The organism is Bacillus cereus group sp. BfR-BA-01522 (genome assembly GCF_022662635.1).
Classification (GTDB): domain Bacteria; phylum Bacillota; class Bacilli; order Bacillales; family Bacillaceae_G; genus Bacillus_A; species Bacillus_A cytotoxicus.
Map to the genome: position 1 here is coordinate 188,311 of NZ_JAKUDY010000001.1, position 15,112 is coordinate 203,422.

Below are 15,112 nucleotides of genomic sequence, written 5' to 3' on the forward strand. Positions count from 1 at the left end.
GGAGAGAGCAGGATGAAACAAAAAAACAGTGTAGTACAAATGGTGAGTGTGGCAATGCTTAGTAGTATTGCGTATCTACTTATGATGTTGGATTTCCCATTCCCAGGATTTCCACCTTTTTTAAAAATTGACTTTAGCGATATACCGGCATTAATTGCAGCGATTGTTTTTAGTCCGATTGCAGGTGTAGTTGTAGAAGGAATCAAAAACATTCTGTATTATGGAGTTCAAGGGAGTTTGACCGGGGTTCCAATTGGAGAAATCGCAAACTTTATTGCGGGATGCTTATTTATTGGACCAGCGGCGTTCCTATTCCGAAAACACCGTACAATCAAAAGTTTAACAACGGGTTTGATGCTAGGAACAATTATGATGGCTCTTATCATGAGTGTGTTAAATTACTTCATCATTTTACCAGCGTACACGTGGTTTTTAAATTCGCCAGCTATGTCGAGCGGTGCTATGCGACAAATGATTGTAACGGCGATACTGCCATTTAATTTAGTAAAAGGAATTGCTGTAACAGTTGTATTTGTAGCATTGTTCTCACGTTTGAAAGTATGGGTATTTGCGAAAATGAAAAATGCATAAAAAGTCATGAGTGGTGAAGATACCGCTCATGACTTTTTAGTATCCACCTATTGATGAGAAGCTAGATGGAAGAGGTTCGTGGATAAATTGAAACTTTAATTAGCAGAGAGGCTTTTTTGTCTTATGCTGAATTGAGCTGCATCACAAAAAATCCCCCTCATTTCCATGAGGGGGATTTTTTGAAGTTAATAAACGGACTATTCGAATTTAAGAGCGTCTCCATCAAATGTTTCATCAGCAACTTTAATGGAATCAGTAGGACAACCTTCAAATGCATCCATCATATCTTCGATTAATACATCTGGCACTTCAACGATTCCTTGGTTATCATCTAATGTTACAAAGGCAATACCTTCATCATCATAGTCATAAATGTCTGGTGCAGCAGCTCCGCAAGCTCCGCATGCGATACAAGTGTCTTTATCAACGATTGTATATTTTGCCATCTTTTTTCCCTCCTGATAATATGTATGTGAAACATTCGCTATAAAAATTATAATCCTATTGTAAAACGGTTCTTCAAACTTTTCAACATAAAATTATAATGATAATGCTTATCAATTAGGGTGTCAACTTATTTTTTAGTTATTTCATAAGATTTTCAAAATGCCTAAATGCTAAGCAGTTTGATACAATAGGAAATAGAAGATAAAAGTTTAGCGGTAGATAAATGTTATTGATAGTGTATTCAATCTTTTTCTATTATTTCCTTCTGAAAAAATTTGCGCGTAGGAAGTTTCATCCATAAAGCTTTTGATTTATTTCTGGAGCCAAGTGTCTAGGAAGGAAAAATATATCGAGAGGTGGAAGCGGTAATGCAATTTCAATACACTATATTATATTGTTTAAAACAATTGAATGGTGAACGAACCGTTTCTTCCATTTATTATTTGTTGAAGGGAAAACGTTCCTCCCAAACGTTACAGGATGGAAAAATATTTCGGATTTCATTTCTTTTTGGTGTATATAAATCGTTGACAAGATCTAATTATGAGCAAGAAATCGAACGTATTTTAGCTTCGGAATGGATTGAAGTTAAGCACGAAAATACATATGTACTAACGGATCGTGGTGAAAAGCAATTAGAGACTTTGGAAAAGACAATGGCTTTCCCAAAGCACTTAGATGGATTGAATTACGGGGATCTTGGCGAAGTTTTTTGGAAAAGGTTATCATTAACGATTCAAACAGTATCGAACTTACAACAGAAAAACACAAAGTTTATTCCTATTCAACAAGATCCAGAAGTAACTCGGTGGGTAAAAGAATTTCTGATTGGGTTACCATATGTAAGAAGTGAATTAGCAACAAGACTATGGGAAGAAATGTACAATATTTTAAAGAATATGGATGAAATAGAAGCGACGATTTTGACATATCGTTTAACAGGGTATGAACGAATTGGTTATACGCTGCAACAGCTTGCTGAAATAATAAATGAAGATGTATTTCGAGTTTATTTGTTATTTTGGAGCACGATTCATTATATGATTCAAGTTGTTTGTCAAAGAGAGAAAGAGTTTCCTTTATTAACGAAAATTGTATCTTATCCGAATGAAAGAGAAGATTTGTTTAGTTTATCAACAAAAAAAACATATAGACTATGGAAACAAGGATACTCATTAGAAGAAATTGCAGTGATTAGAAATTTAAAACTTGCCACAATAGAAGATCATTTTGTAGAAATTGCATTAAGAGAAAAAGCTTTTTCGATTGAAATGTTTATTGAAAAGAATAAGATAAAACGCGTGAAACAAGTGATTGAAACGTTACAAACAAGGAAGCTACGTGCATTAAAACAAGCGGTAGGAGAGGAGATTTCTTATTTTGAAATTCGCCTAGTATTAGCACAACTGGAGGGAACAAATGAAACTTGAAGAGCATTTAAATAAATGGTTTGGATACAAGGAGTTTCGCCAAGGACAGAAAGAGGTTATTACAGACTTACTGCAAGGGAAAGATGTCGTAGCAATGCTTCCAACAGGACAAGGAAAGTCTATGTGCTATCAACTTCCGGGTTTGTTGCAAGGAGGAACGGTATTGATTGTCTCTCCGCTTCTATCTTTAATGGAAGATCAAGTTACACAGCTGAAATATGTTGTGAAAAATCGTGTCATTGCATTTAATAGTTTTCGTACATTAAGTGAGAAAAGAAAAGCGATTAAGCAGTTAGCATGGTATAAATTTGTCTTCGTTTCACCTGAAATGTTGCAATCTGAATTATTAATGAAAGAATTGAAAAAAATTCCTATTTCTTTGTTTGTTGTAGATGAGGCTCACTGCATTTCACAATGGGGATATGATTTTCGAACAGATTATAAAAAATTGGATCAAGTAATTATGCGCATTGGCCGTCCCCCAGTACTAGCATTAACGGCGACGGCTACAAAGGAAGTATTGCAAGATATTATAGTAAGTTTAGGCTTGAAGAATGTCTCCCAGCATGTGTATTCAATTGATCGACCGAATATCGCTATAGAAGTACAGTTTTTAGAAACGATAGAGGAAAAAAAAGAAGCGCTTCTTTCGCATGTTTCTTACTTGCAAGGGCCAGGAATTATTTATTGCTCCAGCAGAGCTTGGACAGAGCGGTTAACGGAGTATTTAAGGAGTAAAGGAATAATAGATGTTGCTTTTTATCATGGTGGAATGGATCATGAAGAAAGGATGTTAATTCAGCAGCAATTTATGAATGACCAACTGCAACTTGTTATTTGCACAAGTGCTTTTGGAATGGGAGTTAACAAACCGAATACAAGGTATATTATTCATTTTCATTATCCTACGAATATTGCTTCCTATTTGCAAGAAATAGGAAGAGCAGGTCGTGATGGAGAGGCGAGTATAGCGATTTTATTATGTAGTCCACTCGATCATGATTTACCTATTTCTATTATTGAAGATGAATTGCCTAATAAAAAGCAAATTCAATTTTTATTTGCTTTATTACAAGAAAAATTACTTCAAACGAAAAGATTACCGATAGAAGATGTGGCAGAAATTTGTTATCATACTGCAGGATTAAATGAACAACATTGGCGTTTTCTTAAGTATCATTTAGAAAAAATGGAAATCGTACAACAAAATATGCTTATATTAGAAGACTTGTCAGATGAAACGATGCAAAAATTAATATTAGAGGTGGAGAAACGCCTTTATAATAAATATAATCAATTAGAAAAGATGAAATCGTGGTTACAAATTCAAGGTTGTAAACGAGAACAATTATTACAGCTGTTCGGGTATGAAAAGGAAGATAAGATAAAAAATTGTTGTGACTACTGCGGTATTATAAAAGAAGAGTATAAAAAAAGACGAGCAAGGCAGTCAGTTTTCGACTATAATTGGGAAACAGAGTTACAATTGCTCTTTGGTATGGGAGAACGGAGGAATGATGAATATTCAAAGGCGTAGCGTTGAAGATATGAGTCCGAAAGAGATACGACTTAACCTCTATATCACACAACTGATTATAATAAGTATTGGATGTTTGCTAGCATATATATTATTTCCAGGAAAAGAAGAATTTTCCAATTTATGGAAATGGGAACCGTTTTCTATTCTTTTCATAGGCGGCGGGATTGCCTGTGGGATTGTGCTAGTAGATTATCTTGCAATGCAAATCTTGCCGGAGTCATGGTTTGATGATGGTGGTATTAATGATCGCATGTTCCGAGGAATGTCAGTGATGCAATTACTAGTTGTGACTTTTTTTATCGGATTTGCTGAAGAACTTTTATTCCGGGGTGTTTTGCAAACACATTTTGGACTTATACTTGCGAGCCTTATCTTTGCCATTTTACATATCCGGTATATTACGAAGCCATTTTTATTCTCTTTTGTTTGTATTATAAGTTTTATTTTCGGATATGTATTTCAATGGACGGGGAATTTGCTTATAACAATTTTCGCCCACTTTCTTGTTGATTTTATAATGGGGCTTCAATTGAGGAAATAAATGAAAGGTGGTGGTGACCAACGTGAGAAGGAAAATTCCTGATTTTGAGGAAGAATTACAAGAAGAACAGGAACAAGAGCAGGTAGAGGAAGGTTTACCGCCGCGTAGCGAGGTTCATAGAGATAAAAAGAAGAAATTTAAAATTAATCATTTCTTTGTTAGAGTATTAACGTTCTTATTTATCTTGTTACCAATATGTATTTTATGGTATACAGATCAATATATTGAAGTGCAAAGTTCAAAAGGAGAGAATGAGACCAATAGAGGAGCATTTGAAGTTATCTTTTTTGATTCGAATAAATCAGTGGAGCAGAAAAAAATAGAGAAACCTAAAATTCACATTGTAAAAGAAGGGGAAACTTTAGAGAGCATTGGCGAGAAATACTTTCCTGGAGAAAATGGAGCTGAAAAGATAGAGGAATATAATCATTTGCAAAATCGTGAGTTAGAAGTAGGACAAAAATTGAAAATACCTATTACGAATCATGAGAAGAAGAATGAATAAGAGAAATGTATATCATGTATTTTTGTTAGACAAAATGAAGTGAATAAAAGAATTATATTCTACTAAGGGAGAAGTTGAGACGAATATATGCTATGGATCATATTAGGTAGTGTCTTTATATGTCTCGGGTTTATTTTTTTCTTTATCATGTATAGGGAAGCGATGCGTGATACAGTATTAGAACATACTTTAACCTTCAAAGACTTTCCGAAAAGCTTTCAAAAGGTGAGAATTTTCTTCATTTCTGATATTCATAGGAGGATTGTGTCCCGCACATTAATCGAAAGAGTGAAGGGACAAGTAGATCTTGTAATTATTGGTGGCGATTTGGCAGAAAAAGGTGTATCTTTAGCGCAAATCGCTTTCAATATTAAGCAGTTAAGGGAAATAGGCCCTGTATATTTTGTGTGGGGAAATAATGATTATGAAATTGAATACCATGAACTAGATGCTCTATTGTTAGAACATGGTGTAAAAGTTTTAGATAATACACGAGTGATATTTGAATCAGGTGCTGGAGAGAAGCTTTGTTTGCTCGGTGTAGATGATGTAGGGTTAGAGCGCGATCGTTTAGATTTAGCATTAGCTGATTGCCAAGAAGATGGTTTTCGAATTTTGATTAGTCACAATCCTGCTATTATAGACAAAATGTCTGGGGAAGAAGGAATTTCTCTTATACTAAGTGGACATACTCATGGAGGACAAATTCGTTTATTCCATTTTAAAAAATATTTAAAGGGTGGCGTATATTATTATTCGAATATGACACTTTTTGTTAGTAATGGATATGGAACGACACTTGTCCCGCTTCGTTTCCGAGCACCTGCTCAAACCCATATCATTACTTTAAAGCAAAAGGAATAGGAGATTTTTAATTTTTAAGGTGGGGGAAATGATGCCAACTTTAAAAGGAAAATATAATATAAAAGCAGTTTCAAAGATGCTTGGGATTCAACCGAGTACACTTAGAGCGTGGGAAAGACGCTATCATATTGTTGCCCCAAAACGAAATGATGCGGGGCATCGATTATATACAGAGGAACATATACAAATCTTAAAATGGTTAATAGACCAGGTGAATAAAGGGATTGCAATTGGACAAGCTGTGCAAATATTAGAGAGAAATCGGTTGCAAAATCACAATGAAATAGAAATGGCATATAATAAAGAAATGCTTTTAGTAGACGATATCCTACATTCTTTGCTAAAATTTGATGAAGTAAAAGCTTCTGCATTCGTAAATGAGGCATTTAGTATATATCCAATTGAAAAGGTGATTACACACATATTTCTCGAAATTACAAAACAGTTGGAGAAGTTAGAAGGAACAAATCAAGTTACAATGGTACAAATGCAATATGTAGAATCATTTTTAGGCACGCGTATAGGTATGATTTATCATAACGCGTATGTACCGAAGTCCTCAGCTTTACAAAGTGTTTTCGCATTTTGTGGACTGGGAGAAGTTCAGGCATTACAGCTGTTTATTTTAACAGTCTATTTACGATTGAAAGGTTACCAAACTATATATATTGGGACAGGCTTGCAAGAAGAAAAAATCAATGAAACGATTGTACAATTGGAACCGGATTATGTAGTGATATCTTGTTTACAAATGAAACATGTGCAAGATACGATGCATTTAGCTCAAAGCTTGCAAACTCAGCATGAAAAGCTTAGTATAGCTCTTCTTGGATCAGCCATCACACATATTTCAACAGACCAGCCATTTGAGAGTGAGTATGTATTTATAGGAAGTACAAAAGAAGAGTGGGATGAATGGTTAAAAATGTCAGAATAGTTGTTCGAAAAGAACCATCTATTTCTCATTTCATATAATAAAAATTAGAAGCGATGGTTTTACGTAAGGAGGTTATAAGATGAGGTTGGAACGCTTGAATTATAATAAAATAAAAATTTTCCTAACATTTGATGATTTATCAGAACGTGGATTGACCAAGGAAGATTTATGGAGAAACGCACCGAAAGTGCAGCAATTATTCCGTGATATGATGCAAGAAGCGAATAAAGAACTTGGATTTGAAGCAAATGGCCCAGTTGCTGTTGAAGTATTTTCCTTACAAGCGCAAGGGATGGTTGTAATTGTAACAAAAGAAAATCATGATATGGAGATAGAAGATGATTTTCGCGATGAGTTTATTGAGATGCAAGTAACTCTAGATGAGAGTGAGCATATATTATATGAATTTGCTACATTAGAGGATGTAATCAATTTATCAGAACGCTTATATAACTTAGGAGTTACTGGCGGAAAGTTGTACACATGGGATGGACGTTTTTATCTCTGGATGGAGGAAGAAACAAAGCTTTTAAAAGCGGATTTTATCGCGATTTTAGCGGAGTATGGTAATCCGGCAACAGTAACGATTTACCGTATTATGGAGTATGGTAAATCGCTAATGGATTCTCAGGCGATTCAACAAATACATCATTATTTTATTTTAAAAGGAAACCTCAGCTAATTAGCAATAGCTTGAGGTTTTTGTTATGACCATATTTTGATTGTTGGATAGGGTGAGATAAAGTGAAACTTTAATCAGTGAGGTTTTTTCATCTCCCGTTGATTATGAGCCCTCATCAATCGGGCTGTTACGGATATCTTCTTTGATTCTCTCTAAATTGTGAGATGAAGCCTTATTGCCCTAAAATGAGATAAAAAGCATTTAAATATTTGAGTATTTTACTTTTCTAAAAGCAATAAAAGGACTATAATAATAGTGAAAACGCTTGCAACAAAAAATAGTTTGCATATATTTGTTAGCGTTTTCTATTGCATTCAAAATTTAACGGTGTATACTAGGCAATGAAGGTTTACTAAACAAGTGAAATTACAGGGGGTTTACTTACTATGGTAGCCGAAAAGGGAACTCAAACACAAACACAACAGAGGGAACAACATTTTGAATTGTTGAATTCAACACAAATTGTTATTAATGAAGCATTAGAAAAATTGGGTTATCCAAACGAAGTATATGAATTACTAAAAGAGCCGGTTCGTATGATGACAGTAAAAATTCCAGTTCGTATGGACGATGGGACTGTTAAAATATTTACAGGGTATCGTGCGCAGCACAATGACGCTGTTGGTCCAACGAAAGGTGGAATCCGCTTCCATCCAAATGTAACAGAAAATGAAGTGAAAGCACTTTCAATCTGGATGAGCTTAAAATGTGGTATCGTTGATTTACCATATGGTGGAGGAAAAGGCGGAATCGTTTGTGATCCGCGTGAGATGTCTTTCCGTGAATTAGAAAGATTAAGTCGTGGATATGTACGAGCAATTAGCCAAATTGTTGGCCCAACAAAAGACATTCCTGCTCCAGACGTATTTACAAACTCACAAATTATGGCATGGATGATGGATGAATATAGCCGTATTGATGAATTTAATTCACCAGGATTCATTACTGGTAAGCCGCTTGTGTTAGGTGGTTCCCATGGACGTGAAACAGCGACTGCAAAAGGTGTAACGATTTGTATTCGTGAAGCTGCGAAAAAACGCGGTATTGATATTAAGGGAGCTCGTGTTGTTGTTCAAGGATTTGGTAACGCTGGTAGTTTCTTAGCTAAGTTTATGCATGATGCGGGTGCAAAAGTAATTGCCATTTCAGATGCTTATGGTGCACTGCACGATCCAAATGGATTGGACATTGATTATTTATTAGATCGTCGCGATAGCTTTGGTACCGTAACAAAATTGTTTAACAATACAATTACAAATAAAGAATTGTTAGAACTGGAATGTGATATTTTAGTTCCAGCTGCAATTGAAAATCAAATAACAGAAAAAAATGCCGCTGATATTAAAGCGAAAATTGTAGTAGAAGCAGCGAATGGCCCAACTACATTAGAAGCAACAAAAATTTTAACAGATCGCGGTATTCTTCTTGTTCCTGACGTACTAGCAAGTGCTGGTGGAGTTACAGTATCTTACTTTGAGTGGGTACAAAATAATCAAGGTTATTATTGGTCAGAAGAAGAAGTTGAAGAGCGTTTAGAAAAAGTAATGGTAAAATCATTTGAGTCTATTTATGAAACATCTCAAGTTCGTAAAGTGAATATGCGTTTAGCAGCTTATATGGTTGGTGTGCGTAAAATGGCAGAAGCTAGCCGCTTTAGAGGTTGGGTATAATAGAATAGAGTATTTGAAAAGCGTGGTTTCCTCAAAAGGAAACCACGCTTTTTTTAGGTGCAAAATGAAGTGAATATAGCTAGTTGAGAAGTTAGAAAGGAGTAAGAATGAAAAATAAGCTGTAATAGAATTTTGGGGAAGAGCTTCTATTCTTTACTTTTAGAGCAAACATTATGGAACTTATAGTTATTGTATGTTAGATGATGATATGGTCTTTTAAAAAAAGATAAAAAAGAACACTTGTTCCAAGCGAACGTTTGTGCTATACTTCTCTTAGATAAACAAAGCGGATATAAAATAAGGAGAGATGAGAGAAATGAAGATGACAGCAGAACAAAGATTTATGATGCCAGCGGACGTTATGGAGCGAGTGGAAGTTTTACGAAATAAACATAGTAAGCGTGGATCTTTATTAAAATCAGTACATACTTTTTTTGGTTTACATACGAAAGAAGATCGTATTTGGTTTTACGGTTTTTATGGAATCGCTGTAAGTATTGTATTATTTATGGTATTTACTTCTAACATTTTTGATTTACTCTTTAAATAAGAAATATGCCATATGGACATAGCGTTTGAATACATATATAGAAGAATGGTAATTTTTTAGAGCGGAGTTGATTAAAATGGCTACGTTCCCAATAGAGCGAAATTATATTGAATATGGAAGTTCGAGACCCGGAATTCGTCTTTCAAAGGTAAGGTTTATTGTGAGTCATGATACGGGGAATCCTGGTAGTAATGCGATAGGTAATAGAGATTATTTTCATGAAATACAGCCGAAAGCTTCGGCGCATACATTTGTAGATGATAAAACGATATTAGAAATTATCCCAATTGATGAAGTCGCTTATCATGTAAGATACAATGTTCCGACAGATAATGAACGATATGGTTATGATGCGAATAAAGCAGCTATCGGAGTTGAACTTTGCTATGGAGGAAATATGAATTTTTGGGATGCGTATACACGTTTTACTTGGTACCATGCATATTTATGCCACTATTTTGGCTTGAATCCGAAAACAGATATTGTATCTCATAAGATGCTGGATCCAGCTCGGAAAATTGATCCTGAAAATGTACTAGGACAACAAGGGATTCGATTTCAGCAATTTTTAGCAGATGTCTATCGAATGTATGTCTCGTTTAGATGACAAATATATGAAAAAAGAATACAATAAAGATAGGTACCTACTGCTGAAAGTAGGTTTTTTCTTGTTTTATAAATAGAGTTTGAGGTAGAAGACTAGGAGTGAACCGAGTATGCAAAAAGAAGCAGCGATTATCATCGGGGGCGGACCTTGTGGGTTGGCAGCGGCAATTTCTTTGCAGGAAGCTGGAATCAACGCGTTAGTAATTGAAAAAGGGAATATCGTAAATGCAATTTATCATTATCCAACTCATCAAACATTCTTTTCATCTAGTGAAAAATTAGAAATTGGTGATGTAGCTTTTATTACAGAAAATCGGAAACCAGTGCGTAATCAAGCGCTTGCCTATTATCGTGAAGTAGTGAAACGAAAAGGTGTGCGTGTACATGCATTTGAGCGTGTTGAACAAGTACAAAAAGATGGAGAGTTCTTTGTTGTTCATACGAAAAAACGAGATGGAAATGAAGAAACATATAAAGCAAAGTATGTGATTGTTGCAACAGGGTATTATGATAATCCAAATTATATGAACGTTCCAGGTGAAGAACTTGACAAAGTATCTCATTATTTTAAAGAGGCACATCCTTATTTTGATCGAGATGTAGTTGTAATAGGTGGAAAGAATTCCAGTGTAGACGCTGCGCTAGAACTTGTAAAAGCTGGAGCACGTGTAACAGTATTGTATCGTGGCGGGGAATATTCACCGAGCATTAAACCATGGATTTTGCCGGAATTTGAAGCGCTCGTACGCAATGGTACGATTCAAATGCATTTTCATGCTCATGTGGAGAGAATTACGGAGCATACGTTAACGTATACAATTGATGGGAAATCCTTTACAATTCAAAATGATTTTGTATTCGCAATGACAGGATACCATCCAGATCATAGCTTCTTGACGAAAATGGGAGTGGAGATTGATAATGAAACGGGACGCCCACTTTACAATGAAGAAACGATGGAAACAAATGTGGAGAACATCTTTATTGCGGGTGTGATTGCAGCTGGTAATAATGCAAATGAAATTTTTATTGAAAATGGACGATTTCATGGTGGAGCAATTGCACAAGCAATTGTATCAAGAGAATCAAAATAAGCTGTCGAATTTCGACAGCTTATTTTTTAATCATGCATAAATATTTTTTGGATTTTTTCTTGCGAATGAGCACATTCTAAAGCAACAAGCAATTTAATACGAGCTTTTTGTGCGTTTAAACCGTATGTGAATACAATCCCCATATCTTTTAATTGTTTTCCGCCACCTTCATAAGAATATACATCTTGAACGATGCCGTTGAAGCAACGGGAAACGAGGATAATCGGGATTCCTTTATGAATTAAACGTTGTAAGCTAGGCAACGTCCTTGGAGGTAAATTACCTTGTCCGAGTGCTTCAATGACGATTCCGTCCACTGGTAAAGTTTCGATTGCAGCTAATAATGTATCATCCATTCCAGCATATGCTTTTAATATAACAACATTTTTTGAAATTTGTTTAACCGTATAGGTCTCGTGATGGACTAAAGCATGATGGAATACGACGCCGCGTTTTGTTACCATACCAATTGGTCCGTACTGAGGACTTTGGAATGTAGCAACATTACTCGTATGTGTTTTCGTTACATTTGTAGCACAGTGAATTTCGTCATTTAATACAACTAAAACACCTTTTCCAATTGCTTCGTCACTGCTTGCGACTTTGACTGCGGATAAGAAGTTATATAGGCCATCAGCACCTAATTCATTGCTAGAACGCATTGCGCCTGTTACAACGATTGGGATATTTGCTTGTACGGTTAAATCAAGAAAATAGGCCGTTTCTTCTAAGGTATCTGTACCATGTGTAATGACTACACCATGAATATTTTCATGCTTGACTCTTTCATCAATGATGACTTGCAATTGCAACATTTCACTCGGTGTCATATGAGGAGACGGAAGATGGAATACATCTTCAACAATTAAATCAAGATCATCTTCTAAATCAGGTATAAATTTCAAAAGAGGATTTTGTTTTCCTGGTTGTACAACCCCAGTTTCTTTATCTTCCTCCATTGCAATTGTTCCACCTGTGTGTAAAACTAGGATTTTCTTCAATGATTATACCCCTTTCGGTTGAAAATACATTTAGAACATATCATGATTTTAGCAAATTCGACAATGAAAATGTATAAAAGTTTAGAGGGAAAATGAGAATAAAATAAGATTGGATTATACCTTTCTATGTAGTAAAGATAGAGAGAAGGGATCACGAAAACATAAAATGATAAAGAGGGGCAATTTTGTTGAAAAAAGTGGAGAAGTTCATCATACATATACTGATTGTCCAGTTTATTTGCATATGTCTGACGCAGCTGCTGCTTATGCAGGGGTCTTCCATTAAATATTTATCGAAAATCGTTTATTATGAAGGAGTCATGCTTAAAACGAAGACAGATATTTTAGAGGTGAATAAGTAGTTTTCATTTTCTTCTTATGAGGATTATGCTACAATAATGAAGGATGAAAAGGATTAAAACTGACAGAGGGAAGCAGGGGGACATACCTGCTTTTCATTTTGTTTTATAAGTGAAAAATGAGGTGTTACAAATGGATAAACGAATTTCAATTGCGATAGATGGTCCAGCAGCGGCTGGGAAAAGTACGGTTGCAAAAGTTGTAGCAAAACAACTTTCTTATGTATATATTGATACAGGTGCAATGTATCGTACGCTTACATATGCTGCTCTTGAGCAAAATATTGATATTGAAAATGAAGAAAAGTTAATGGAAGTTTTGCAAAGTATACGTATTGAATTTCAACAAGGAAAAGATACACAACAAGTCTTTTTAAATGGACAAGATGTATCTGAAGTGATTCGTACACCAGATGTAACAAATCGTGTATCAATTGTGGCAAAGCATCGTCTTGTTAGAGAAGAGATGGTACGCCGTCAACAGGAGTTAGCGGCACAAGGTGGCGTTGTAATGGATGGACGTGACATTGGCACGCATGTACTTCCTAATGCTGAGGTGAAAATTTTTATGCTCGCTTCTGTTGAAGAAAGAGCGGAACGCAGACATTTAGAGAATATGAGGAAAGGTTTTTCCTCTAATTTAGAACAATTGAAAAAAGAAATTGCTCAGCGTGATAAGCTAGACTCAGAACGTGAAGTATCTCCGCTGAAAAAAGCTGAAGATGCGTTTGAATTAGATACAACTTCTTTATCCATTGAAGAAGTTGTTCGAAACATTATGGCCATCGTCTCTGAAGCATTGCAAAAATAGAGAAAGGGGAATCGTCCTCTTTCTTTTTTTATAGAAGTAATGATACGGTAGAGGACACTTTTCTTGACAAATATATGAATTTATAAGAAGTTAGTTAAAGAGGGATGGAACTGTCAGAATATATTCGCTATTATATTTCAAAACATACTTTATTCAAAACGATTTTGCTGTATACTATTTATAGGGAGAGTTAAAACCGCTTTCTACAAAATGTATTGTAATGGAATATATGTTATAATTTCTTATTAACATGCAAATGAAAGCATTTGTTTTCATTTCGTATATACATAAAAGCTTTGTCAATTCTGTAGGGAGGTATTTCCATGGTAGAGAAAATGAATGAAGAAGTTGTGGATTCAAAAGTACTACAAGTAGGTGATATTGTTACAGGTTCTGTAATAAAAGTGGAAGAAAAACAAGTACTTGTAAATGTTGGATACAAAACAGATGGTGTAATTCCAATTAGTGAATTAGCTAATGTTCATATTGAAAAAGCAAGCGATGTTGTAGAGGTGGACCAAACTCTTGAATTAAAAGTAATTAAATTAGAAGAGGATGATCTTGTGTTATCAAAACGTGCTGTTGATGCAGAAAAAGCATGGGTAGAATTACAAGAGAAATTCACTTCTGGTGAAGTGTTTGATGTTACAGTGAATGATATTGTGAATGGTGGTTTAGTTGTGGATTTAGGTGTCCGCGGATTTATTCCAGCTTCACTTGTCGAAGTGCATTATGTAGAAGATTTTACTGAATATAAAGGGAAAACATTAGCTGTAAAAATTGTAGAATTAGATCGCGAAAAAAATCGTGTGATTCTTTCTCATAAAGCAGTTGTAGAACAAGAGTTAGATTCTAAGAAAAAAGAAGCGATTTCCTCTTTAAAAGAAGGCGAGATTGTGGAAGGAACAGTGCAACGCTTAACAGACTTTGGTGCTTTTGTAAATGTTGGTGGGGTAGATGGATTAGTTCATATTTCACAAATTTCTCATGAGCGCGTGGGACAACCGTCTGATGTGTTAGAACAAGGACAAAAGGTGAAAGTGAAAGTATTATCTGTTGATGCAGATACACAACGTATTTCGCTATCAATTAAAGCAGCAGCACCAGGGCCTTGGGAACATGTCGCTGATGAAATCAAAGTAGGCGATGTTCGTGAAGGCACAGTGAACCGCATTGTTACATTTGGTGCTTTTGTTGAGATTTTACCAGGTGTCGAAGGACTTGTGCATGTGTCACAAATTGCCAATCGTCACGTAAAAAATCCAAATGAAGTATTAGAAATTGGGCAAGAAGTGAAAGTGAAAGTGCTTGAAGTGAATGCAGCAGAAAAGCGTATTTCTTTAAGTATAAAAGAAGCTCTTGAAGAAAATAATGTCACAGAAGATTATAGTCAATATGAGCCAACTTCTGAGTCTGCAACTTTCCAATTTAGTGATATTATTGGAGAACAATTGAAAAAATTAAAGAAATAAAGAGGGATATAA

17 protein-coding genes are annotated in these 15,112 nt (G+C 35.2%); 15 read left to right on the forward strand and 2 right to left on the reverse strand.

All coding sequences use genetic code 11. The features are described 5' to 3' along the window. Positions 1-12 precede the first annotated feature (12 nt). Positions 13-591 carry an ECF transporter S component gene (locus MR059_RS00950; RefSeq protein ID WP_011984280.1) on the forward strand — a complete coding sequence of 193 codons (579 nt, stop codon included), beginning with the start codon at positions 13-15 and terminating at the stop codon, positions 589-591. A 197-nt stretch (positions 592-788) separates the two neighbouring features. Here MR059_RS00950 and MR059_RS00955 read toward each other — a convergent pair whose 3' ends face one another. Continuing rightward, positions 789-1,037 (reverse strand): ferredoxin, encoded by a 249-nt coding sequence (locus MR059_RS00955; RefSeq protein WP_011984281.1) that lies wholly within the window; start codon positions 1,035-1,037, stop codon positions 789-791. A 369-nt stretch (positions 1,038-1,406) separates the two neighbouring features. On the opposite strand from MR059_RS00955, the gene MR059_RS00960 reads away from it, so the two are divergent. The 11 genes from MR059_RS00960 to MR059_RS01010 all read left to right on the forward strand — a co-directional run bounded on the left by MR059_RS00960 (position 1,407) and on the right by MR059_RS01010 (position 11,457). Next, positions 1,407-2,468 carry a YpbB family protein gene (locus MR059_RS00960; protein ID WP_011984282.1) on the forward strand — a complete coding sequence of 354 codons (1,062 nt, stop codon included), beginning with the start codon at positions 1,407-1,409 and terminating at the stop codon, positions 2,466-2,468. Then, positions 2,458-4,005: a RecQ family ATP-dependent DNA helicase gene (locus MR059_RS00965; protein ID WP_011984283.1), complete on the forward strand. Its 1,548-nt coding sequence runs from the start codon at positions 2,458-2,460 to the stop codon at positions 4,003-4,005. Before MR059_RS00960 ends, MR059_RS00965 begins: the two co-directional genes overlap by 11 nt. Then, a complete protein-coding gene (locus MR059_RS00970) occupies positions 3,986-4,549 on the forward strand; it encodes a CPBP family intramembrane glutamic endopeptidase (protein WP_041810299.1) in 564 nt (187 codons plus the stop codon). The genes MR059_RS00965 and MR059_RS00970 overlap by 20 nt, the downstream gene beginning before the upstream one ends. A 22-nt stretch (positions 4,550-4,571) precedes the next feature. After that, positions 4,572-5,054 carry a LysM peptidoglycan-binding domain-containing protein gene (locus tag MR059_RS00975; protein ID WP_011984285.1) on the forward strand — a complete coding sequence of 161 codons (483 nt, stop codon included), beginning with the start codon at positions 4,572-4,574 and terminating at the stop codon, positions 5,052-5,054. 87 nt (positions 5,055-5,141) lie between these two features. Continuing rightward, positions 5,142-5,918, forward strand: a complete 777-nt coding sequence (locus MR059_RS00980; RefSeq protein WP_041809578.1) for a metallophosphoesterase — start codon at positions 5,142-5,144, stop codon at positions 5,916-5,918. A gap of 31 nt (positions 5,919-5,949) precedes the next feature. Then, on the forward strand, positions 5,950-6,855 hold the full coding sequence (locus tag MR059_RS00985) for a MerR family transcriptional regulator (RefSeq protein WP_242161380.1): 906 nt from the start codon (positions 5,950-5,952) through the stop codon (positions 6,853-6,855). A gap of 79 nt (positions 6,856-6,934) precedes the next feature. Further along, positions 6,935-7,537 carry a genetic competence negative regulator gene (locus MR059_RS00990; RefSeq protein ID WP_011984288.1) on the forward strand — a complete coding sequence of 201 codons (603 nt, stop codon included), beginning with the start codon at positions 6,935-6,937 and terminating at the stop codon, positions 7,535-7,537. 386 nt (positions 7,538-7,923) lie between these two features. After that, entirely contained in the window at positions 7,924-9,207 is a 1,284-nt protein-coding gene (gene gudB, locus MR059_RS00995) for an NAD-specific glutamate dehydrogenase (RefSeq protein WP_011984289.1), read from the forward strand. Positions 9,208-9,523: 316 nt separating this feature from the next. Continuing rightward, complete coding sequence (locus tag MR059_RS01000; protein ID WP_011984290.1) at positions 9,524-9,757, forward strand: DUF3961 domain-containing protein; 234 nt, start codon at positions 9,524-9,526, stop codon at positions 9,755-9,757. A gap of 76 nt (positions 9,758-9,833) precedes the next feature. Beyond that, complete coding sequence (locus MR059_RS01005; RefSeq protein ID WP_011984291.1) at positions 9,834-10,364, forward strand: peptidoglycan recognition protein family protein; 531 nt, start codon at positions 9,834-9,836, stop codon at positions 10,362-10,364. 109 nt (positions 10,365-10,473) lie between these two features. After that, a complete protein-coding gene (locus MR059_RS01010) occupies positions 10,474-11,457 on the forward strand; it encodes a YpdA family putative bacillithiol disulfide reductase (RefSeq protein ID WP_011984292.1) in 984 nt (327 codons plus the stop codon). Positions 11,458-11,483: 26 nt separating this feature from the next. On the opposite strand, the gene MR059_RS01015 is transcribed toward MR059_RS01010, so the two are convergent. After that, entirely contained in the window at positions 11,484-12,458 is a 975-nt protein-coding gene (locus MR059_RS01015) for an asparaginase (protein WP_011984293.1), read from the reverse strand. 188 nt (positions 12,459-12,646) lie between these two features. On the opposite strand from MR059_RS01015, the gene MR059_RS01020 reads away from it, so the two are divergent. From MR059_RS01020 to rpsA, 3 genes are all read left to right on the forward strand, one after another. Further along, positions 12,647-12,820, forward strand: coding sequence for a DUF5359 family protein (locus tag MR059_RS01020; RefSeq protein WP_087098237.1), 174 nt, complete (start codon positions 12,647-12,649; stop codon positions 12,818-12,820). Between the two features lie 130 nt (positions 12,821-12,950). Beyond that, a complete protein-coding gene (cmk, locus tag MR059_RS01025; protein ID WP_011984295.1) occupies positions 12,951-13,628 on the forward strand; it encodes a (d)CMP kinase in 678 nt (225 codons plus the stop codon). 323 nt (positions 13,629-13,951) lie between these two features. After that, complete coding sequence (gene rpsA / locus MR059_RS01030) at positions 13,952-15,100, forward strand: 30S ribosomal protein S1 (protein WP_011984296.1); 1,149 nt, start codon at positions 13,952-13,954, stop codon at positions 15,098-15,100. Positions 15,101-15,112 lie beyond the last annotated feature (12 nt).

What these genes read in the sequence shown, in the direction of transcription:
- MR059_RS00950 (WP_011984280.1), top strand. Translation starts at nt 13, where the DNA reads ATGAAACAAAAAAACAGTGTAGTACAAATGGTGAGTGTGGCAATGCTT.
- MR059_RS00955 (WP_011984281.1), bottom strand. Translation starts at nt 1,037, where the DNA reads ATGGCAAAATATACAATCGTTGATAAAGACACTTGTATCGCATGCGGA.
- MR059_RS00960 (WP_011984282.1), top strand. Translation starts at nt 1,407, where the DNA reads ATGCAATTTCAATACACTATATTATATTGTTTAAAACAATTGAATGGT.
- MR059_RS00965 (WP_011984283.1), top strand. Translation starts at nt 2,458, where the DNA reads ATGAAACTTGAAGAGCATTTAAATAAATGGTTTGGATACAAGGAGTTT.
- MR059_RS00970 (WP_041810299.1), top strand. Translation starts at nt 3,986, where the DNA reads ATGAATATTCAAAGGCGTAGCGTTGAAGATATGAGTCCGAAAGAGATA.
- MR059_RS00980 (WP_041809578.1), top strand. Translation starts at nt 5,142, where the DNA reads ATGCTATGGATCATATTAGGTAGTGTCTTTATATGTCTCGGGTTTATT.
- MR059_RS00985 (WP_242161380.1), top strand. Translation starts at nt 5,950, where the DNA reads ATGCCAACTTTAAAAGGAAAATATAATATAAAAGCAGTTTCAAAGATG.
- MR059_RS00990 (WP_011984288.1), top strand. Translation starts at nt 6,935, where the DNA reads ATGAGGTTGGAACGCTTGAATTATAATAAAATAAAAATTTTCCTAACA.
- gudB (WP_011984289.1), top strand. Translation starts at nt 7,924, where the DNA reads ATGGTAGCCGAAAAGGGAACTCAAACACAAACACAACAGAGGGAACAA.
- MR059_RS01000 (WP_011984290.1), top strand. Translation starts at nt 9,524, where the DNA reads ATGAAGATGACAGCAGAACAAAGATTTATGATGCCAGCGGACGTTATG.
- MR059_RS01005 (WP_011984291.1), top strand. Translation starts at nt 9,834, where the DNA reads ATGGCTACGTTCCCAATAGAGCGAAATTATATTGAATATGGAAGTTCG.
- MR059_RS01010 (WP_011984292.1), top strand. Translation starts at nt 10,474, where the DNA reads ATGCAAAAAGAAGCAGCGATTATCATCGGGGGCGGACCTTGTGGGTTG.
- cmk (WP_011984295.1), top strand. Translation starts at nt 12,951, where the DNA reads ATGGATAAACGAATTTCAATTGCGATAGATGGTCCAGCAGCGGCTGGG.
- rpsA (WP_011984296.1), top strand. Translation starts at nt 13,952, where the DNA reads ATGGTAGAGAAAATGAATGAAGAAGTTGTGGATTCAAAAGTACTACAA.